The organism is Pseudomonas sp. NFR09, assembly GCF_900111535.1.
GTDB classification, from domain to species: Bacteria; Pseudomonadota; Gammaproteobacteria; order Pseudomonadales; family Pseudomonadaceae; genus Aquipseudomonas; species Aquipseudomonas extremorientalis.
On record NZ_FOIH01000003.1, the window covers coordinates 271,031 to 287,618 of the forward strand.

Below are 16,588 nucleotides of genomic sequence, written 5' to 3' on the forward strand. Positions count from 1 at the left end.
AACCCCATGATCGCTCATGGGGTTTTTTCATTTGCGCGGCCTTCCTTACGCCGGGGCAGAAGTCCGGATCAGATGATCGAACGCACTGAGGGAAGCCTTGGCGCCCTCGCCCACCGCAATCACGATCTGCTTGTACGGCACTGTGGTGACATCACCGGCAGCGAATACGCCCGGCAGTGACGTCTCGCCACGCGCATCGACGATGATCTCGCCACGCGGCGTCAGTTCCACGGTGCCCTTGAGCCAGTCGGTGTTGGGCAGCAGGCCGATTTGCACAAAGATCCCTTCCAGGTCGATGGTCTTGAACTCGCCGCTGTCACGGTCCTTGTACGCCAGACCGGTAACTTTCTGGCCATCGCCTTTCACTTCGCTGGTCAGCGCGCTGGTGATCACATCGACGTTCGGCAAGCTGTAGAGCTTGCGCTGCAACACGGCGTCTGCGCGCAACTTGCTGTCGAACTCGAGCAAGGTCACGTGGCTGACGATACCGGCCAGATCGATGGCCGCTTCCACGCCGGAGTTGCCGCCGCCGATCACCGCTACACGCTTGCCCTTGAATAACGGACCGTCACAGTGCGGGCAGAAGCACACACCCTTGGCCTTGTATTCCTGCTCGCCCGGGACACCCATTTCTCTCCAGCGGGCGCCGGTCGCCAGGATCACGGTCTTGGATTTGAGAGTAGCACCGCTTTCGAAGCGAATTTCGTGCAGGTCACCGGCGTTTTTCGCCGGAATCAAGGCACTGGCGCGCTGCAGGTTCATGATGTCCACGTCGTACTGGCGCACGTGGGCTTCCAGGGCGCTGGCCAATTTCGGGCCTTCGGTTTCCTGTACCGAAATGAAGTTCTCGATGGACATGGTGTCCAGCACTTGCCCGCCGAAACGCTCGGCGGCGACGCCGGTGCGAATACCTTTGCGTGCGGCGTAGATCGCAGCCGATGAACCGGCAGGACCGCCGCCGACGACGAGTACATCGAAGGCCTCTTTGGCGCTGATTTTCTCGGCGGTTTTTTCGATGCCGCTGGTGTCGAGCTTGGCGAGGATCTCTTCCAGGCCCATGCGACCCTGGCCGAAGTTCACACCATTAAGGTACACACTGGGCACTGCCATTACCTGGCGCTCGTCCACCTCAGCCTGGAACAGTGCGCCGTCGATGGCGACGTGGCGGATGTTAGGGTTGAGCACGGCCATCAGGTTCAACGCCTGGACCACGTCCGGGCAGTTCTGGCAGGACAGCGAAAAGTAAGTCTCGAAGCTGAACTCGCCTTTGAGGGCGCGGATCTGTCCGATCACTTCGACACTGGCCTTCGACGGGTGGCCACCGACTTGCAGCAGGGCCAGCACCAGCGAAGTGAATTCATGGCCCATGGGGATGCCGGCAAAACGCAGGCTGATCTCGGCACCCGGGCGGTTGATGGAGAACGACGGCTTACGCGCATCATTGCCATCGGTTTTCAGGGTAATCAGCGTGGTGAGGCTGACCACGTCCTGCAAAAGGGCAAGCATTTCCTGGGATTTCGCGCCGTCGTCGAGGGAGGCGACGATCTCGATCGGCTGGGTGACCCGTTCCAGGTATGACTTCAACTGAGCTTTAAGATTGGCGTCCAACATACGGGCGATTTCCTGTTCATTCGGTTTATTGCAGACAAAAAAACGCCCGAGCGAATCTCGCCCGGGCGTTTTGGGGGCGGATGCAGCTTACTTAAGTGCGGATTCCCGCCCTTGAGACTTCACAGACTTAGATCTTGCCGACCAGGTCCAGGGACGGAGCCAGGGTAGCCTCGCCTTCTTTCCACTTGGCTGGGCACACTTCGCCTGGGTGGGCAGCAACGTACTGAGCGGCCTTGATTTTACGCAGCAGTTCGGAAGCATCACGGCCAACGCCACCGTCGTTCAGTTCAACGATCTTGATCTGACCTTCCGGGTTGATCACGAAAGTACCGCGGTCTGCCAGGCCGGCTTCTTCGATCAGCACGTCGAAGTTGCGAGAGATGGTCAGGGTCGGGTCGCCGATCATGGTGTACTGGATCTTGCCAATGGCTGGCGAAGTGTTGTGCCAGGCAGCGTGGGCAAAGTGGGTGTCGGTGGAAACGCTGTAGATCTCGACGCCCAGTTTCTGGAACTCGGCATAGTTGTCAGCCAGGTCTTCCAGCTCGGTTGGGCAAACGAAGGTGAAGTCGGCTGGGTAGAAGAACACAACGGACCACTTGCCTTTCAGGTCAGCGTCGGACACATCTACGAAGTTGCCGTTTTTGTAGGCGGTAGCTTTGAACGGTTTTACTTGGCTGTTGATGATAGGCATCGTTGACTCTCCGTCAGGTTTGTAGAAGGGCTTAGCAAGTTGATGAGGTGAATCCTACCCACTCTCTACGCCGATGGCTCATTGGCAAACCTGATGCTGACGATTGGTTTTCCCTATCAGGTGACTGTATTAATAGAAGAAATCTCAAAGCAGCGGTCGGGTCGCCAGGGTCATGCCGAGAAAGGGCGTGGCTTCAACATAGCGCATGGCGGATTTCATGTCGCTCCAGCCGACGTAACTCATCAACGACTTCAAATCCCAGCCGCTGCGATGAGCCCAGGTGGCAAAACCCCGGCGCAGCGAGTGGCTGGTGTAGTGCTCGGCGGGAATGCCGGCGCGCTCCAGGGCCTGGCGCAGCAGCGGGATCACACTGTTGGGGTGCAAGCCCTCTTCCCCCAGGTTGCCCCAGCGATCAATACCGCGAAACACCGGGCCACGTACCAAAGCCGCGGCACTGAGCCACTCGCTATAGGCCTGCACCGGACACAGCCGCAACAGTGCCGGGGTGTGATAGGTCTTGCCGAGGTTGTCGCGGTCGCTTTTGCTGCGGGGTAGATAGAGGCTGATCCCCGCTCCAGGCGTGGCTTGCACATGCTCGATGGAAAGGCGACACAACTCATCGCTGCGAAAGCCACGCCAGAAGCCCAGCAGGATCAACGCAGTATCACGCTTGGCACGCAGCAACCGGGGCTGGTCCTGTGCCTGCGCCGCCTCTATCGCTTCAGCGTCAAGAGAAGCAACCACTTGTTCCAGATGCTTGAGCTGCAACGGTTCGGCTTGCTTCTCCTGCGCCGGGTGCACAGCACGAATGCCCTTGAGTACCTTGCGCACCACGGGCGCCTTGGTCGGGTCAGGAAACCCCTGGCTGGCATGCCACTGCGCCAGTGCCGACAACCGCAGCTTCAGCGTGTTGACTGCCAGCACACCTGCGTATGCGACCAGATAGCGCGCCACGCTGTCGCTGGTTGCCGGCAGGAACCCGCCCCAACTCACTTCGAAGTGCTCGATGGCCGCGCGATAACTGCGCCGCGTGTTATCGCGGGTGGCGGCGTTGAGGTAACGATCCAGATCGCTCATGGGAAGCCTATTTGTACTACTGGCGGGGACTTTCGCGAATCAAACACGCATGATACGGGATAATACGCCAATATCCCATCTGTTAAACGATGAGTCACAACAAATTTTTATTTATGATATGGTACGTATATACATACCACGTACCACATTACGAAATCGACGGAGACCCCATGGCTCGCGGCGGCATCAACAAAGCAGTAGTTCAAACAGCCCGCTTGGCAATCCTCGCCCGCGGCGAGAACCCCAGCATCGACGCAGTACGTATCGAGATGGGCAATACGGGCTCGAAAACCACCATTCATCGTTATTTGAAAGAGCTGGATGAAAGCGAAACGCGCACCACCATCACCCAAGCGCCGATCGACGACGAGCTTGGCGAACTGGTGGCGCGACTGGCCCAGCGCCTGAAAGAGAAAGCCCAAGAGCCAATCGACCTGGCCCTGGCACAGTTCGAACAGCAGAAGGCCGCCCTGCTCGCCCAGGTGCAAGCCCTTCAGGAGGCCCATGACCAACTCCAGCAGCGGTTCGATATCCAGGCGGCCGCCCTGGCAGAAGAAAGCGCAGCCCTGCAAACCGCCAGCACCAGCCTGCAGACCGAGCAAACCCGCAACGCCGGGCTGAGCCAGGCGTGCAGTGATTACGAGCTAAGGATCAGCGACAAGGACGAGCAGATTCGCTCGCTGGAAGAAAAGCATCTGCATGCCCGGGACGCCCTGGAGCATTACCGCAATGCCATAAAAGAGCAGCGCGAACAGGAACAGCGCCGCCATGAAGGCCAGTTGCAACAGGTACAGGCAGAACTGCGCCAGGCCCAACAGAGCGCCATGGTGCGCCAGGATGAAATCACCCAACTGCATCGCGACAATGAGCGCCTGTTGATTGAGCACCGGGTAACGGCGAGGGAATTGACTGCACTGCAAGAGCAATCCCGCAAGGATCAGGCCCGGCTGCTCAAGCTGACTGAACAGGTGAGCCTGATTGACAGCGAACGCACCCTGCTGCAGGAGCGCCTGCGAGTAGCAGCGGTGGAGAACCAGTCACGCCAGGAAGCGCTGGGCGAACAGCAGCAAGCCAATAAAACCCTGGAACTGGAGCTGATCAAGGCCCAGGCCAGTGTCGAGGCGCTGCGCCTGGCCGCCGCCGTTGCAGCGGCGCCAGAGGCAACGCCCTAGGCCTGATCAGCCCGCTACGGGCGTGCGCATGGTGACGAACTCTTCCGCCGCCGTCGGGTGCACGCCGATGGTTTCATCGAAGTGCTGCTTGGTCGCGCCTGCCTTGAGCGCGATCGCCAGGCCCTGCACGATTTCACCCGCATCCGGGCCGACCATGTGGCAACCCAGCACTTTGTCGGTGTCGGCGTCGACCACCAGCTTCATCAAGGTCTTTTCCTGGCACTCGGTGAGGGTCAGCTTCATCGGCCGGAAACGGCTTTCGAAGACCTGCACCTTGTGGCCCTTCTCCCTCGCCTCTTCTTCGCAGAGCCCCACGGTGCCAATGTTCGGCAGGCTGAATACCGCCGTCGGGATCATCTTGTAATCCACCGCACGATACTGCTCAGGCTTGAACAGACGACGCGCCACGGCCATGCCTTCGGCCAGGGCAACTGGCGTCAATTGCACACGACCGATCACATCGCCGATGGCCAGGATCGAGGACTCGGCGGTCTGGTACAGGTCATCCACCTCAACGAAACCACGCTTGTCGAGTTTGACACCGGTGTTCTCCAAGCCCAGGTTATCCAGCATCGGGCGCCGCCCCGTGGCGTAGAACACGCAATCAGCTTCCAGCACCCGGCCGTCTTTCAGCGTGGCCTTGAGGCTGCCATCGGCCTGTTTGTCGATGCGCTCGATATCGGCATTGAATTGCAGGTCCAGGCCGCGCTTGGTCAGCTCTTCCTTCAAGTGCGTGCGTACCGAACCGTCGAAGCCGCGCAGGAACAGGTCGCGGCGGTACAGCAACGAGGTCTGGGCGCCCAGGCCGTGGAAAATACCGGCAAACTCGACAGCGATGTAACCACCGCCGACCACCAGCACACGCTTGGGCAATTCCTTGAGGAAAAACGCTTCATTGGAGCCTATGGCGTGTTCGCGCCCAGGAATCTCCGGAATCTGCGGCCAACCACCCGTTGCGATCAGAATGTGCCTGGCGGTAAAGCGCTGGCCATTGATTTCGACCTGATGCGGATCCACCAGGCGCGCATGCCCTTCATGCAGGGTTACGCCGCTGTTGACCAGCAGGTTGCGATAAATGCCATTGAGGCGATTGATCTCGCGGTCCTTGTTGGCGATCAAGGTGGCCCAATCAAAATTCGCCTCGCCCAACGACCAGCCAAAACCGCTGGCCTGCTCGAAATCCTCGGCAAAATGAGCGCCGTACACCAACAGTTTTTTCGGCACGCAACCGACGTTGACACAGGTGCCGCCCAGGTAGCGGCTTTCCGCCACGGCCACCTTGGCACCAAAGCCTGCGGCAAAACGTGCCGCACGCACACCGCCGGAACCGGCGCCAATTACATACAGGTCAAAATCGTAGGCCATTTCACTCTCCTCGGCAGGACATCAGCATACCGACTTACATGGGGCTGAAAAACGAAAAAGCCACCCGAAGGTGGCTTTTTTGGAATAGGCTGCCTACACCGTGAATCAGTAAGCCTTGCCAGTCTTGTAGAAGTGCTCGTAGCAGAAGTTGGTCGCTTCGATGTAGCCCTCGGCGCCACCACAGTCGAAACGCTGGCCCTTGAATTTGTAGGCAATCACGCAACCGTCTTTGGCCTGCTTGAGCAGGGCATCGGTGATCTGGATCTCGCCACCCTTGCCTGGCTCGGTTTCCTCGATCAGCTTGAAGATGTCCGGAGTCAGGATGTAACGACCGATGATCGCCAGGTTGGAAGGTGCGTCTTCCGGCGCGGGTTTCTCGACCATGTCACGCACGCGGATCAGGCCATCGCCAATGTCGTCACCGGCAATAACGCCGTACTTGTTGGTTTCGGTGGGGTTCACTTCCATCACTGCAACGATAGTGCAGCGGTACTTTTGATACAGCTTGACCATCTGGGTCAGTACGCCATCGCCTTCCAGGTTCACACACAGGTCATCCGCCAGGACCACGGCGAACGGTTCGTCACCGATCAACGGGCGGCCGGTCAGGATGGCGTGGCCGAGGCCTTTCATCTGAGTCTGACGGGTGTAGGAGAACGAGCATTCGTCCAGCAGTTTGCGGATGCCGACCAGATATTTTTCCTTGTCGGTGCCCTTGATCTGGTTTTCCAGCTCGTAGCTGATGTCGAAGTGGTCTTCCAGCGCGCGCTTACCACGGCCGGTCACGATAGAGATTTCGTTCAGGCCGGCATCCAGTGCCTCTTCGACGCCGTACTGAATCAGTGGCTTGTTCACCACCGGCAGCATCTCTTTGGGCATGGCCTTGGTCGCTGGCAAGAAGCGAGTGCCGTAACCGGCTGCTGGGAACAAGCATTTCTTGATCATATGGGTCCTTACAAAGGGCTGTGCGTACGGAATTCGGCGCAGTCTAATCAGGCCGCAGTCACCTTACAATGGGTCCTGCTGGCGTTGCGATGTCATCATAGAGAAAAAATCTCGGCGTAAGTTCCGCGTATCTTACGAAGCGCATCTGCATCGGCACGGCCAAATGAGCCTGCACTGGGTATTTCCAAGGGCTGTGACCTTTTTAGCATGCTTTTACAGCGGTAACACTGACCTAGAATAACTTGCGCGTGCCCGCGACATTTGGCGCTATCATTAGGCCCTTGAACCAGACCACGAGATACTTGATAGATGTCAGAACCAAAAGGCGTGAACGGCTACCTGATCACCAAGCGAGCAGACGGTTGGCACCTGATCAACTTCCACGGCGACAGCGTCGCCGGCGCATTTGCCAGCGAAAGCCAGGCTATTGCCGTAGCCGAAGTGTTTGTGGATGAAGCAGGCCACGCTTCGAGCAAACGGCCCAAGGGCAAGTAAGCGTCAACGCCCTGTGCAGAAGGCCCCGGTGAACGGGGCTTTTTTGTGTTTGTCTGTACGTAGATGGCAGTTCGCTATAATCTCGCCAAAACGCCCCACGACAGTGTCAGCGTGCCCTCCAACACCCTCGATGATGAACCTACATGAACAAGATTCTGGCACTGACTGCAGGACTGGCGCTCGCCGGATGCACCACCACCTCTGACGTCTACCTGAAAAACGGTGAGCAAGGCCTGACCATCGACTGCTCGGGCGAAGCCAATTCCTGGGCCAGCTGCTATGAAAAGGCCGACGCTTCTTGCGCAGGCACCGGCTACCGTATCGTCGGCACCGAAGGCACGCCTTCGCTCAAGGAAAGTGAAAAGACCCTGGGCCAGGACGTCGGCAACTTCAAAAGCCGCAGTGTCGTAGTCGTGTGCAAGTAAGCTTAGCGCCTACAACTGGATGTCGGCGAACTTGATACCCAGGCCACGAATGGTCTCCACCAGGTCATCCAGCCGCGAGAACGACTCGACTTCATCCTGATCGTCCACCAGGAAAAAGCTGCGGCCACCGCTTTTCTTGAAAAATACAATCCACTCCCCCAAGTCAGCGGGGTTCTGGATGATGTGAGTGGCCGATATCTGGCCTTCGGCCTGGCGAGCCCTGACGTGTTCACGCTTCATAAAAGACTTCCCGAAAAAACAAATGCCGCACAAACCGGGGGTTTGCACGGCATTTTTGCATTGAATGGGCGAGAGTTTAACGGATGCCCTGCCCGATCAGTGGGTGAAACGGCGCTTATGAACCGGAAATGCACTCTTCGCCGGCCTTCTTCACATCACCGGGACGGATCGGCACATTGGACATGCTCTCGTAGAGCTTGATACTGCTGCCACTGGAGCGGTCTTCGATCTCGAAAATCGCCGACGGGTCAGCCGAGAATTTCTGCGGCACAATCACCTGCACACCGTCCTTATGTGGCTCGATCTGCGGCGGGCGGCGCGTGGTGGACAGTTTGCGCACTACACAGGCAGCATATTCCTGCGGTTTCTTCCCGGAAATGACCGCCAGGGTCGGCGGGGTCTGCTTGATATCTGCAACCGAAGCACACCCACCAATCGCCAGGGCCAGAACCAACACACTCCACTTCATACAAAACCTCCGATAAAGACCCTACGACAGCGGGGATGGTATTTTTCTCCCGCCCACGTAGGATTTATCCCTGAAAACTCGGTAAATAACTGTTTTAAATTGTCGACGTCGTTGAACACGGGCCGATAATAAACGCGCTGGGGCTGATAAACTCCATCTTAACCTACGTATCGTTCTGATTTTTCAGAAAAAGCCCTTCTGGAGACACCCTCATGAAATTCATCCACCAGCGCGAGCACCTCAACGAGGGAGACATTGTTGTCATCGAATGCTCGCAGACTTGTAATATCCGGCTAATGAGCGATGCGAACTTTCGCAGCTTCAAGAATGGCGGCCGACACACCTACCACGGCGGCGCATTCGACAAGTTCCCCGCCAAGATCACCGCACCGAGCACCGGGTTCTGGAATATCACCCTGGACGTGGTCACACGCCGCGCCATCAGCGTGACCCGCAAACCCGCGCTGTCTCACAAGATCCGCATTGTGCGTCGCACCAGCTCCAAGCTGAGCTGAGCTGACCCGCCCCTCCCACAGGAAACGATCGTGACCGCTACTACCAAATACGTGATCAAGTACAAGCTCAACGGCGAACGCCGCTTTGAGTTCGCTCAACTGCAGACCAACAGCGTCGAAGAAGCCAAGCAAGCCTTGGCGAAAATTCACGATGCCAGTGATGAAATCACCGACATCAATGTGAGCAAGGCGCTGTAGGCGAATGCCCGGCCCCACCGAAGATCTGTTCGCCGAAGACGCCTTGCAGCAACCCGCAGGGCGCGAGCAAATTGGCGAACAGTCCTGCGTATTAAAAGGCTACGCCCTGCCCTGGATTGAGCGCCTTCTACCGGAACTACGGCAGGTGCTGGCTCAATCACCGTTTCGGCAAATGGTCACACCGGGTGGTTTTACCATGTCGGCGGCATTGAGCAGTTGCGGCGACCTGGGCTGGACTACCGACACCTCTGGTTACCGTTACTCATCCGTGGACCCACGTAGCCAGCAACCCTGGCCGCCCATGCCGTGCGCCCTGCGCGAATTGGCGGTGCTGGCGGCCGCTGATGCCGGGTTCCCTGACTTTGCCCCGGACGCCTGCCTGATCAACCGCTATGTACCCGGCGCAAAAATGTCGCTGCATCAAGACAAGAATGAGCGTCGTTACAGCGAACCCGTGGTGTCTGTCTCGCTCGGACTGCCGGCGATTTTCCTGTTTGGTGGGCATGCGCGCAGCGACAAGCCCCGCAAAGTCTCGCTATTCCATGGCGACGTGGTGGTCTGGGGCGGCGTGGACCGCCTGCGCTTTCATGGCGTGATGCCGATCAAGGAAGGCGTGCACCCGGTGATGGGTGCGCAACGCATCAACCTGACCTTTCGCACCGCCGGCTGATTTGACCGCAAGCTTCAGAGTGCCAGGCGTTCGCGACCCGGCTAATCTGGCCGGGATCCGTCAAGAGTGCCGAACATGACTACCGAACAAGACCCGCGCTGGGCCGCCGTACTTGCCCGTGACCCCAAGGCCGATGCGCTGTTCGTCTATGGCGTGAAGACCACCGGCGTGTACTGCCGCGCCAGTAGCGCTTCACGCTTGCCGCGCCCGGAAAACATCGAGTTCTTCGACACCCCGGCGCAGGCCGAAGCCGCCGGCTATCGCGCCAGCAGACGCGCGGTCGGCGACCAGACCCAGCTCGCGGCGCAGCATGCACAACTGGTGGCCGATGCCTGTCGTCATATCGAACAGGCCGACACTCCACCCAGCCTGAATACGCTGGCACTGCACGCCAATCTCAGCCCCTTTCATTTTCACCGTGTGTTCAAAGCCGTTACTGGCCTGACACCCAAGGGCTATGCCAGCGCCCATCGTTCGCGCAAGGTGCGCGACGGTCTCAAGAGCGCGCACTCAGTGACGGATGCACTGTATGACGCGGGCTTCAACTCCAACAGCCGCTTTTATGAATCCGCCGACCAACTACTTGGCATGAAGCCCGGCGACTACAAGGCCGGGGGCACCAACACTGCGATACTGTTCGCCGTCGGGCAGTGCTCACTGGGAGCGATCCTGGTGGCGCAGAGCGCTCGCGGTGTCTGTGCGATTCTGCTGGGGGATGACCCGGACCAACTGGTGCGCGATCTACAGGATCAATTTCCCAACGCGGAACTGGTGGGCGCCGACCCGGGTTTCGAGCAACTGATTGCGCAGGTCGTGGGGTTTATCGAAGCGCCCGCGCTCGGCCTGGACTTGCCACTGGACCTGCGCGGCACCGCATTCCAGGAACGGGTCTGGCAAGCCTTGCGTGAGATTCCACCGGGCAGCACCGCCAGCTACGCGCAGATCGCCGAGCGCATCGGCGCACCAAAGTCGTTCCGTGCGGTGGCCCAGGCGTGTGGCGCCAACAGCCTGGCGGTGGCCATCCCTTGCCACCGCGTAGTGCGTAGCAATGGTGAGCTATCGGGCTACCGCTGGGGGGTGGAGCGCAAACAGCAATTGCTCGCCAGAGAACAGTCGTCTAAGACCTAGCGGATCCCTGACTGTCGCGACGTGCTGCTCCTGGATGGTGTGCAAGGCCATCTCCTTCAAAGCTTCAGTTTGCGTTTACGAAATTCAGCGACTTTATGCCGATTGCCACACAACGCCATGCTGCACCAGCGGCGCTTGTGGGCCTTGGTGCGGTCATAAAACCACAAGATGCATTCCGGATGCTCGCAGCGCCGGATCAAATTGAAATCTCCTTCCACCAGCAACGTGGCGGCCGCTTCGGCAATCGGGGCCAGGAACTGTTGCGCCGTCTGCTGCTTGCGCTGGCGCTCAAGCTTTGGCGCCTCGGACGCCGGCCACACCAACTGCGGGTGGCTCACCGCCTTGCGTAAAAAGCCGTTGAGCGCAGCCGGATTGCCAGGTAGTCGCGCTTTGCGCGCAGCCACCAACTCACGAATCACTTCGCGCAACTCCCGCGCAGCGCTGAGCAAGGCCCCTGGTTCAAACTGCGCAATACCGTGTTGTTCAACCCATTGCAGGCGCACCAACCAGGCGGCCACGTCGGCATCGGCCTGCCAGAAATCCCACGGCACGCCGTCGATGTTCGCCAGGGTATTGAGCATGTCCAACACCGGATCATCGGCCAGGACGTAGGGTTCCGAGGGGGCGGCAGTGGATGGGGAAAGGGTCATGGGGCAATCCTCTTGTGAGCGCCCGTATCGTAACCGCTATTACGCCATCAGGATAGTTACAAAAACAATAATTCTAACCCTCATAAATGATTTGACAGGTTACATTAATCAGCGCAGCTTTTTAAAAAGGTAACCCGTAAATCAACTCAATCTAGTTACAAAGGGCATTCCATCATGACCACTCCAACCCCTGTCGTTCACTACCGCCACGTCGATGCCGACGGCGTGCGCATGTTCTACCGCGAGGCCGGTGCTGCATCCGCACCGGTCATGTTGCTGCTGCACGGCTTTCCCAGTTCGTCGCACATGTACCGCGACCTGATCCCCTTGCTTGCCACGCGCTTCCGGGTCATTGCGCCGGACCTGCCGGGCTTCGGCTTCACCGAGGTGCCGGTTGAGCGCGATTACCACTACAGCTTCGACAACCTGGCAATCACGGTCGGGCATTTTGTCGATGCGCTGGCGTTGAGCCGTTACGCCCTGTATGTCTTCGACTATGGCGCGCCGGTGGGCCTGCGGCTGGCGGTGGCGCATCCGGAACGGGTCAGCGCACTGGTGTCGCAGAACGGTAACGCCTATCTGGAGGGCCTGGGGGATGCCTGGGCACCGATTCGCAGCTATTGGAACGAGCCGTCCCAGGCCAACCGCGAGGTGATTCGCAACGCAGTGATCAGCCTGGAAGGCACGCGCTACCAATACCTGCATGGCGTAAAGCAGCCCGAGCGGGTAGCCCCGGAATCCTACATGCTCGATGTACTGCTCATGCAGCGCCCCGGCAATGACGAGATCCAACTGGACCTGTTCCTCGACTACCGCAACAACCTGACGCTGTACCCGGCGTTCCAGGCGTTCTTCAAGGCCACACACGTGCCCACCCTGGTGATCTGGGGCCAGAACGACCCGTTCTTTATCCCGCCAGGCGCCCACGCCTATAAAACCGACAACCCGAACGCCGTGGTGGAACTGCTCGACACCGGTCACTTCGCCCTGGAAACCCATGCCGCCCATATCGCCGAGCGGATTCACGCCGTACTCGGCAACGCCATTAATTGATGACGCACCACGAAACGCCGCGATCGTCCAGTGAATAAAACAGAGTGGCCGGGGGCCATGGGCCCTGTTAAAACAGCGAAAAGCCTCACTAACGCTGGAGACGCACCCCATGAACACCTGGCCAGACACCCGCCTTCTAGACCTGCTGGGCATTCAGTTGCCCATCATCCAGGCCCCCATGGCGGTGGGCACGACCACCGCCATGGTTATCGCCGCCAATCAGGCCGGTGCGTTGGGTTCGCTGCCGGCTGCAGCACTGAGCATCGAGCAGCTGCGCGAAGCGCTGACCGCCATCCGCCAGGCCAGCCCACGTCCGATCAACGTCAATTTCTTCTGCCACCAACCGCCCACGCCAGACCCCGAGCGTGATCGCCGCTGGAAGGCACTGCTGGAACCCTACTACCGCGAACTGGGCGCCGACTTTGATGCGCCCACCCCGGTCTCCAACCGTGAACCGTTCAATGACGCCGCGTGCCAGGTCGTCGAAGAATTCCGCCCCGAGGTGGTCAGCTTTCACTTCGGTTTGCCGGAAAAGTCCCTGCTGGACCGGGTGAAAGCCACTGGTGCCAAAGTGCTGTCTTCGGCCACCACCGTGGAAGAAGCGATCTGGCTGGAACAGCATGGCTGCGATGCAATCATCGCCATGGGCAGTGAGGCCGGCGGGCACCGTGGATTGTTCCTCAGCGACGACCTCAATACCCAGATCGGCCTGTTCGCCCTGTTGCCGCAAGTCGTCGACGCCGTCAGCGTGCCAGTGATTGCCGCCGGCGGCATCGGTGATGCGCGCGGGATTGTCGCAGCGTTCGCCCTCGGCGCCTCGGCGGTACAGATTGGCACGGCGTACCTGTTTACTCCCGAAGCCAACGTCACGGCTTCACATCACTATGCTTTGCGCCATGCCCAGGCCAGCGAAACCGCGCTGACCAACCTGTTCACCGGTCGCCCGGCACGGGGCATCGTCAACCGGGTAATGCGCGAGTTGGGCGCGATCAACCCGGCCGCACCGGCGTTCCCCACTTCCGGAGGCGCGTTGATACCGCTCAAGGCCAAGGATGAAGCGGGCTTCAGCAACCTGTGGTCCGGCCAGGCACTGCGCCTGGGCAAAGACACCACGACTTATGAACTGACCCGTGAATTGGCGGAGCAGGCGCTGGCCAAGCTCAACTAGCACTCGGCTGTGTGGCAACTTTGCACTGTACCGGCAAAGGCCAACCGCTATATATTCCCATACATAGCGGTTAAGCCTCCTACCTATAACAAGCCGTACACCCTCAAAGGAGCTGTTTCATGAAGAGTCATGCCTCACGCCTGGCCATCCTGGCCGTTGCCCTGGCATTCGGTTCGGCCCACGCCGATGAAGTCCAGGTGGCCGTCGCCGCCAACTTCACCGCACCGATCCAGGCGATCGCCACCGACTTCGAGAAAGATACCGGGCACAAACTGGTCGCGGCCTACGGCGCCACCGGCCAGTTCTACACCCAGATCAAGAATGGCGCGCCGTTCGAAGTGTTCCTGAGCGCCGACGACACCACCCCGCAGAAGCTTGAAAGCGAAGGCGACACCGTCAAGGGTTCGCGCTTCACCTACGCCGTCGGTACGCTGGCGCTGTGGTCGGCGAAGGACGGTTACGTCGACGCCAAAGGCGACGTATTGAAGAAAAACGAGTTCAAGCACCTGTCGATTGCTAACCCGAAAGCCGCGCCCTATGGCCTGGCTGCCACTCAGGTGTTGGCCAAGGAAGGTCTGACCGACAAGGTCAAGGACAAGATTGTCGAAGGCCAGAACATCACCCAGGCTTATCAGTTCGTGTCCACCGGCAACGCCGAGCTGGGCTTTGTGGCGTTGTCGCAGATTTATAAAGACGGCAACGTCACCAGCGGTTCGGCGTGGATCGTCCCGGCGTCCATGCACGACCCGATCAAACAGGACGCAGTGATCCTCAACAAGGGCAAAGACAGCGCCGCCGCCAAGGCACTGGTCGAATACCTCAAGGGGCCTAAAGCCGCTGCCGTCATCAAGTCCTTTGGTTACGAGCTGGCCAAGTAAATGCCGTTATCGAGTGCCGATTTCTCCGCTATCTGGTTGACCCTCAAACTGGCCTCACTGACCACCGTGATCCTGCTGGTCATCGGCACTCCGATTGCCTTGTGGCTGTCGCGCACCCGTTCCTGGTGGCGCGGCCCCATTGGTGCGATCGTCGCCTTGCCCTTGGTGTTGCCGCCGACGGTGATCGGTTTCTACCTGTTGTTGACCATGGGGCCCAATGGCTATTTCGGCCAGTTCACTCAGTGGTTGGGCCTGGGCACCCTCACCTTCAGCTTCGCCGGGCTGGTGATCGGCTCAGTGATCTATTCCATGCCGTTTGTGGTGCAGCCGTTGCAAAACGCCTTCTCCGCCATCGGCACACGCCCACTGGAAGTGGCCGCAACTTTGCGTGCCAACCCGTGGGACACTTTTTTCACGGTGATTCTGCCCCTGGCCCGCCCCGGCTTTATCACCGCCTCGATCCTGGGCTTTGCGCACACCGTCGGCGAATTCGGCGTGGTGCTGATGATCGGCGGCAATATCCCGGACAAGACCCGCGTGGTCTCCGTGCAGATCTACGACCATGTGGAAGCCATGGAATACGCCCAGGCCCATTGGCTGGCCGGCTCCATGGTGGTGTTCGCGTTCCTTGTGTTGCTGGCGCTCTACTCCAGCCGTAAAACCAGGATGGGCTGGAGCTGATGTCGATGATCAATGTACGCCTGAACCTCAAGTACTCGAGCTTTGCCCTCGATGTGGACCTGCACCTGCCCGGCCGAGGCGTGACCGCGCTGTTCGGGCATTCCGGTTCCGGCAAGACCACCTGCCTGCGCTGCATCGCCGGGCTGGAACGCGCCGAAGACGGCTTCATCCAGATCAATGATGACGTCTGGCAAGACAGCCGTAACGGGCTGTTCGTGCCGCCGCATAAACGTGCACTGGGCTACGTGTTTCAGGAGGCCAGCCTGTTTCCGCACCTGTCGGTGCGCGCCAACCTGGAGTTCGGCCTCAAGCGGATTGCCCGTCAACAGCGTCGTGTGGACATGGCCCAGGCTACTGAGTTGCTGGGCATCGGTCATCTGCTCGAGCGCCTTCCCCAACACCTCTCCGGCGGCGAGCGCCAGCGCATCGGTATCGCCCGCGCCTTGCTCACCAGCCCGAGCCTGCTGCTGATGGACGAGCCGCTGGCTGCCCTCGACAGTCAGCGCAAGGGGGAAATCCTGCCGTACCTCGAACGCCTGCACGATGAACTGGATATCCCGGTGCTGTACGTCAGCCATGCCCAGGATGAAGTGGCACGCCTGGCCGATCACATCGTGCTGCTCAGCGACGGCAAGGCCCTGGCCAGCGGCCCCATCGGTGAAACCCTGGCACGTCTCGACCTGCCCCTGGCGCGGGGTGACGATGCCGGTGTGGTCATCAATGGTACGGTCAGTGCCTACGACGACCACTACCAATTGCTCACGCTGCAACTGCCCGCCAGCGCCCTGCACATGCGCGTGGCCCATGCACCGCTGGCGCTGGGCAAGGCGCTGCGCATCAAGGTGCAGGCGCGCGACGTGAGCCTCAGTCTGCAAGCCGAGGAGCACAGCAGTATCCTCAATCGCCTGCCGGTCACCGTCACCCAGGAAATTGCCGCGGACAACAGCGCTCACGTGCTGGTACGCCTGGACGCGGGAGGCTCGCCGCTGTTGGCGCGCATCACGCGATTCTCCCGCGACCAGTTGCAACTGCACCCCGGCCAGACGTTGTGGGCGCAGATCAAGGCGGTCGCCGTGCTGGCTTGAGCAATCTTTTGGCACGACCGCATACGGCTGCGGTCAATCAGACATACCGGCCTGATGTGTTGCCAAGGAACC

General features: G+C 59.7%; 20 protein-coding genes. 12 read left to right on the forward strand and 8 right to left on the reverse strand.

The features are described 5' to 3' along the window. Nucleotides 1–45 precede the first annotated feature (45 nt). The 3 genes from ahpF to BMX59_RS08610 all read right to left on the reverse strand — a co-directional run bounded on the left by ahpF (nucleotide 46) and on the right by BMX59_RS08610 (nucleotide 3,379). The gene (ahpF, locus tag BMX59_RS08600; RefSeq protein ID WP_093121029.1) at nucleotides 46–1,611 is read right to left on the reverse strand and encodes an alkyl hydroperoxide reductase subunit F; all 1,566 of its coding nucleotides are present in this window, start codon (nucleotides 1,609–1,611) and stop codon (nucleotides 46–48) included. 127 nt (nucleotides 1,612–1,738) lie between these two features. Beyond that, nucleotides 1,739–2,302: an alkyl hydroperoxide reductase subunit C gene (ahpC, locus tag BMX59_RS08605; RefSeq protein ID WP_010210361.1), complete on the reverse strand. Its 564-nt coding sequence runs from the start codon at nucleotides 2,300–2,302 to the stop codon at nucleotides 1,739–1,741. Between the two features lie 144 nt (nucleotides 2,303–2,446). Continuing rightward, nucleotides 2,447–3,379, reverse strand: coding sequence for a site-specific integrase (locus BMX59_RS08610; protein ID WP_093121030.1), 933 nt, complete (start codon nucleotides 3,377–3,379; stop codon nucleotides 2,447–2,449). 170 nt (nucleotides 3,380–3,549) lie between these two features. Between BMX59_RS08610 and BMX59_RS08615 the strand changes: the two genes are divergently transcribed. Next, nucleotides 3,550–4,551 carry a DNA-binding protein gene (locus BMX59_RS08615; protein WP_092243709.1) on the forward strand — a complete coding sequence of 334 codons (1,002 nt, stop codon included), beginning with the start codon at nucleotides 3,550–3,552 and terminating at the stop codon, nucleotides 4,549–4,551. Between the two features lie 6 nt (nucleotides 4,552–4,557). Here BMX59_RS08615 and gorA read toward each other — a convergent pair whose 3' ends face one another. Beyond that, on the reverse strand, nucleotides 4,558–5,916 hold the full coding sequence (gene gorA, locus BMX59_RS08620) for a glutathione-disulfide reductase (protein WP_093121031.1): 1,359 nt from the start codon (nucleotides 5,914–5,916) through the stop codon (nucleotides 4,558–4,560). Nucleotides 5,917–6,021: 105 nt separating this feature from the next. Further along, nucleotides 6,022–6,861, reverse strand: coding sequence for a UTP--glucose-1-phosphate uridylyltransferase GalU (gene galU, locus BMX59_RS08625; RefSeq protein WP_003173830.1), 840 nt, complete (start codon nucleotides 6,859–6,861; stop codon nucleotides 6,022–6,024). A gap of 309 nt (nucleotides 6,862–7,170) precedes the next feature. Here galU and BMX59_RS08630 point away from each other — a divergent pair, with 309 nt between their 5' ends. Further along, the gene (locus BMX59_RS08630) at nucleotides 7,171–7,356 is read left to right on the forward strand and encodes a hypothetical protein (RefSeq protein WP_012724166.1); all 186 of its coding nucleotides are present in this window, start codon (nucleotides 7,171–7,173) and stop codon (nucleotides 7,354–7,356) included. 143 nt (nucleotides 7,357–7,499) lie between these two features. Further along, a complete protein-coding gene (locus BMX59_RS08635; RefSeq protein WP_071488240.1) occupies nucleotides 7,500–7,781 on the forward strand; it encodes a hypothetical protein in 282 nt (93 codons plus the stop codon). 9 nt (nucleotides 7,782–7,790) lie between these two features. Here BMX59_RS08635 and BMX59_RS08640 read toward each other — a convergent pair whose 3' ends face one another. Both BMX59_RS08640 and BMX59_RS08645 read right to left on the reverse strand, forming a co-directional pair. After that, entirely contained in the window at nucleotides 7,791–8,021 is a 231-nt protein-coding gene (locus tag BMX59_RS08640) for a hypothetical protein (protein WP_071488239.1), read from the reverse strand. A gap of 115 nt (nucleotides 8,022–8,136) precedes the next feature. Beyond that, complete coding sequence (locus tag BMX59_RS08645) at nucleotides 8,137–8,490, reverse strand: hypothetical protein (protein ID WP_071488238.1); 354 nt, start codon at nucleotides 8,488–8,490, stop codon at nucleotides 8,137–8,139. Between the two features lie 212 nt (nucleotides 8,491–8,702). On the opposite strand from BMX59_RS08645, the gene BMX59_RS08650 reads away from it, so the two are divergent. The 4 genes from BMX59_RS08650 (at nucleotide 8,703) to ada (ending at nucleotide 11,001) form a co-directional block, all read left to right on the forward strand. Beyond that, nucleotides 8,703–9,005, forward strand: a complete 303-nt coding sequence (locus BMX59_RS08650; RefSeq protein ID WP_003191319.1) for a DUF1883 domain-containing protein — start codon at nucleotides 8,703–8,705, stop codon at nucleotides 9,003–9,005. A gap of 30 nt (nucleotides 9,006–9,035) precedes the next feature. Further along, on the forward strand, nucleotides 9,036–9,203 hold the full coding sequence (locus tag BMX59_RS30435) for a hypothetical protein (protein ID WP_012724160.1): 168 nt from the start codon (nucleotides 9,036–9,038) through the stop codon (nucleotides 9,201–9,203). A gap of 4 nt (nucleotides 9,204–9,207) precedes the next feature. Then, a complete protein-coding gene (alkB, locus tag BMX59_RS08660) occupies nucleotides 9,208–9,873 on the forward strand; it encodes a DNA oxidative demethylase AlkB (protein ID WP_093121032.1) in 666 nt (221 codons plus the stop codon). 75 nt (nucleotides 9,874–9,948) lie between these two features. After that, the gene (gene ada, locus BMX59_RS08665) at nucleotides 9,949–11,001 is read left to right on the forward strand and encodes a bifunctional DNA-binding transcriptional regulator/O6-methylguanine-DNA methyltransferase Ada (protein WP_092243718.1); all 1,053 of its coding nucleotides are present in this window, start codon (nucleotides 9,949–9,951) and stop codon (nucleotides 10,999–11,001) included. A 56-nt stretch (nucleotides 11,002–11,057) separates the two neighbouring features. Here the strand turns inward: ada and BMX59_RS08670 are convergent, their stop codons facing one another. Then, a complete protein-coding gene (locus tag BMX59_RS08670) occupies nucleotides 11,058–11,651 on the reverse strand; it encodes a CGNR zinc finger domain-containing protein (RefSeq protein WP_093121033.1) in 594 nt (197 codons plus the stop codon). A gap of 174 nt (nucleotides 11,652–11,825) precedes the next feature. Here BMX59_RS08670 and BMX59_RS08675 point away from each other — a divergent pair, with 174 nt between their 5' ends. The 5 genes from BMX59_RS08675 (at nucleotide 11,826) to modC (ending at nucleotide 16,516) form a co-directional block, all read left to right on the forward strand. Beyond that, on the forward strand, nucleotides 11,826–12,704 hold the full coding sequence (locus BMX59_RS08675) for an alpha/beta fold hydrolase (RefSeq protein ID WP_093121034.1): 879 nt from the start codon (nucleotides 11,826–11,828) through the stop codon (nucleotides 12,702–12,704). Between the two features lie 109 nt (nucleotides 12,705–12,813). Further along, entirely contained in the window at nucleotides 12,814–13,872 is a 1,059-nt protein-coding gene (locus BMX59_RS08680; protein WP_092243728.1) for an NAD(P)H-dependent flavin oxidoreductase, read from the forward strand. A 119-nt stretch (nucleotides 13,873–13,991) separates the two neighbouring features. Beyond that, nucleotides 13,992–14,750, forward strand: a complete 759-nt coding sequence (modA, locus tag BMX59_RS08685; RefSeq protein ID WP_071488232.1) for a molybdate ABC transporter substrate-binding protein — start codon at nucleotides 13,992–13,994, stop codon at nucleotides 14,748–14,750. Beyond that, the gene (modB, locus tag BMX59_RS08690; RefSeq protein ID WP_093121035.1) at nucleotides 14,751–15,431 is read left to right on the forward strand and encodes a molybdate ABC transporter permease subunit; all 681 of its coding nucleotides are present in this window, start codon (nucleotides 14,751–14,753) and stop codon (nucleotides 15,429–15,431) included. It abuts the gene before it with no gap. 5 nt (nucleotides 15,432–15,436) lie between these two features. Then, entirely contained in the window at nucleotides 15,437–16,516 is a 1,080-nt protein-coding gene (gene modC, locus BMX59_RS08695) for a molybdenum ABC transporter ATP-binding protein (protein WP_093121257.1), read from the forward strand. Nucleotides 16,517–16,588: the final 72 nt, after the last annotated feature.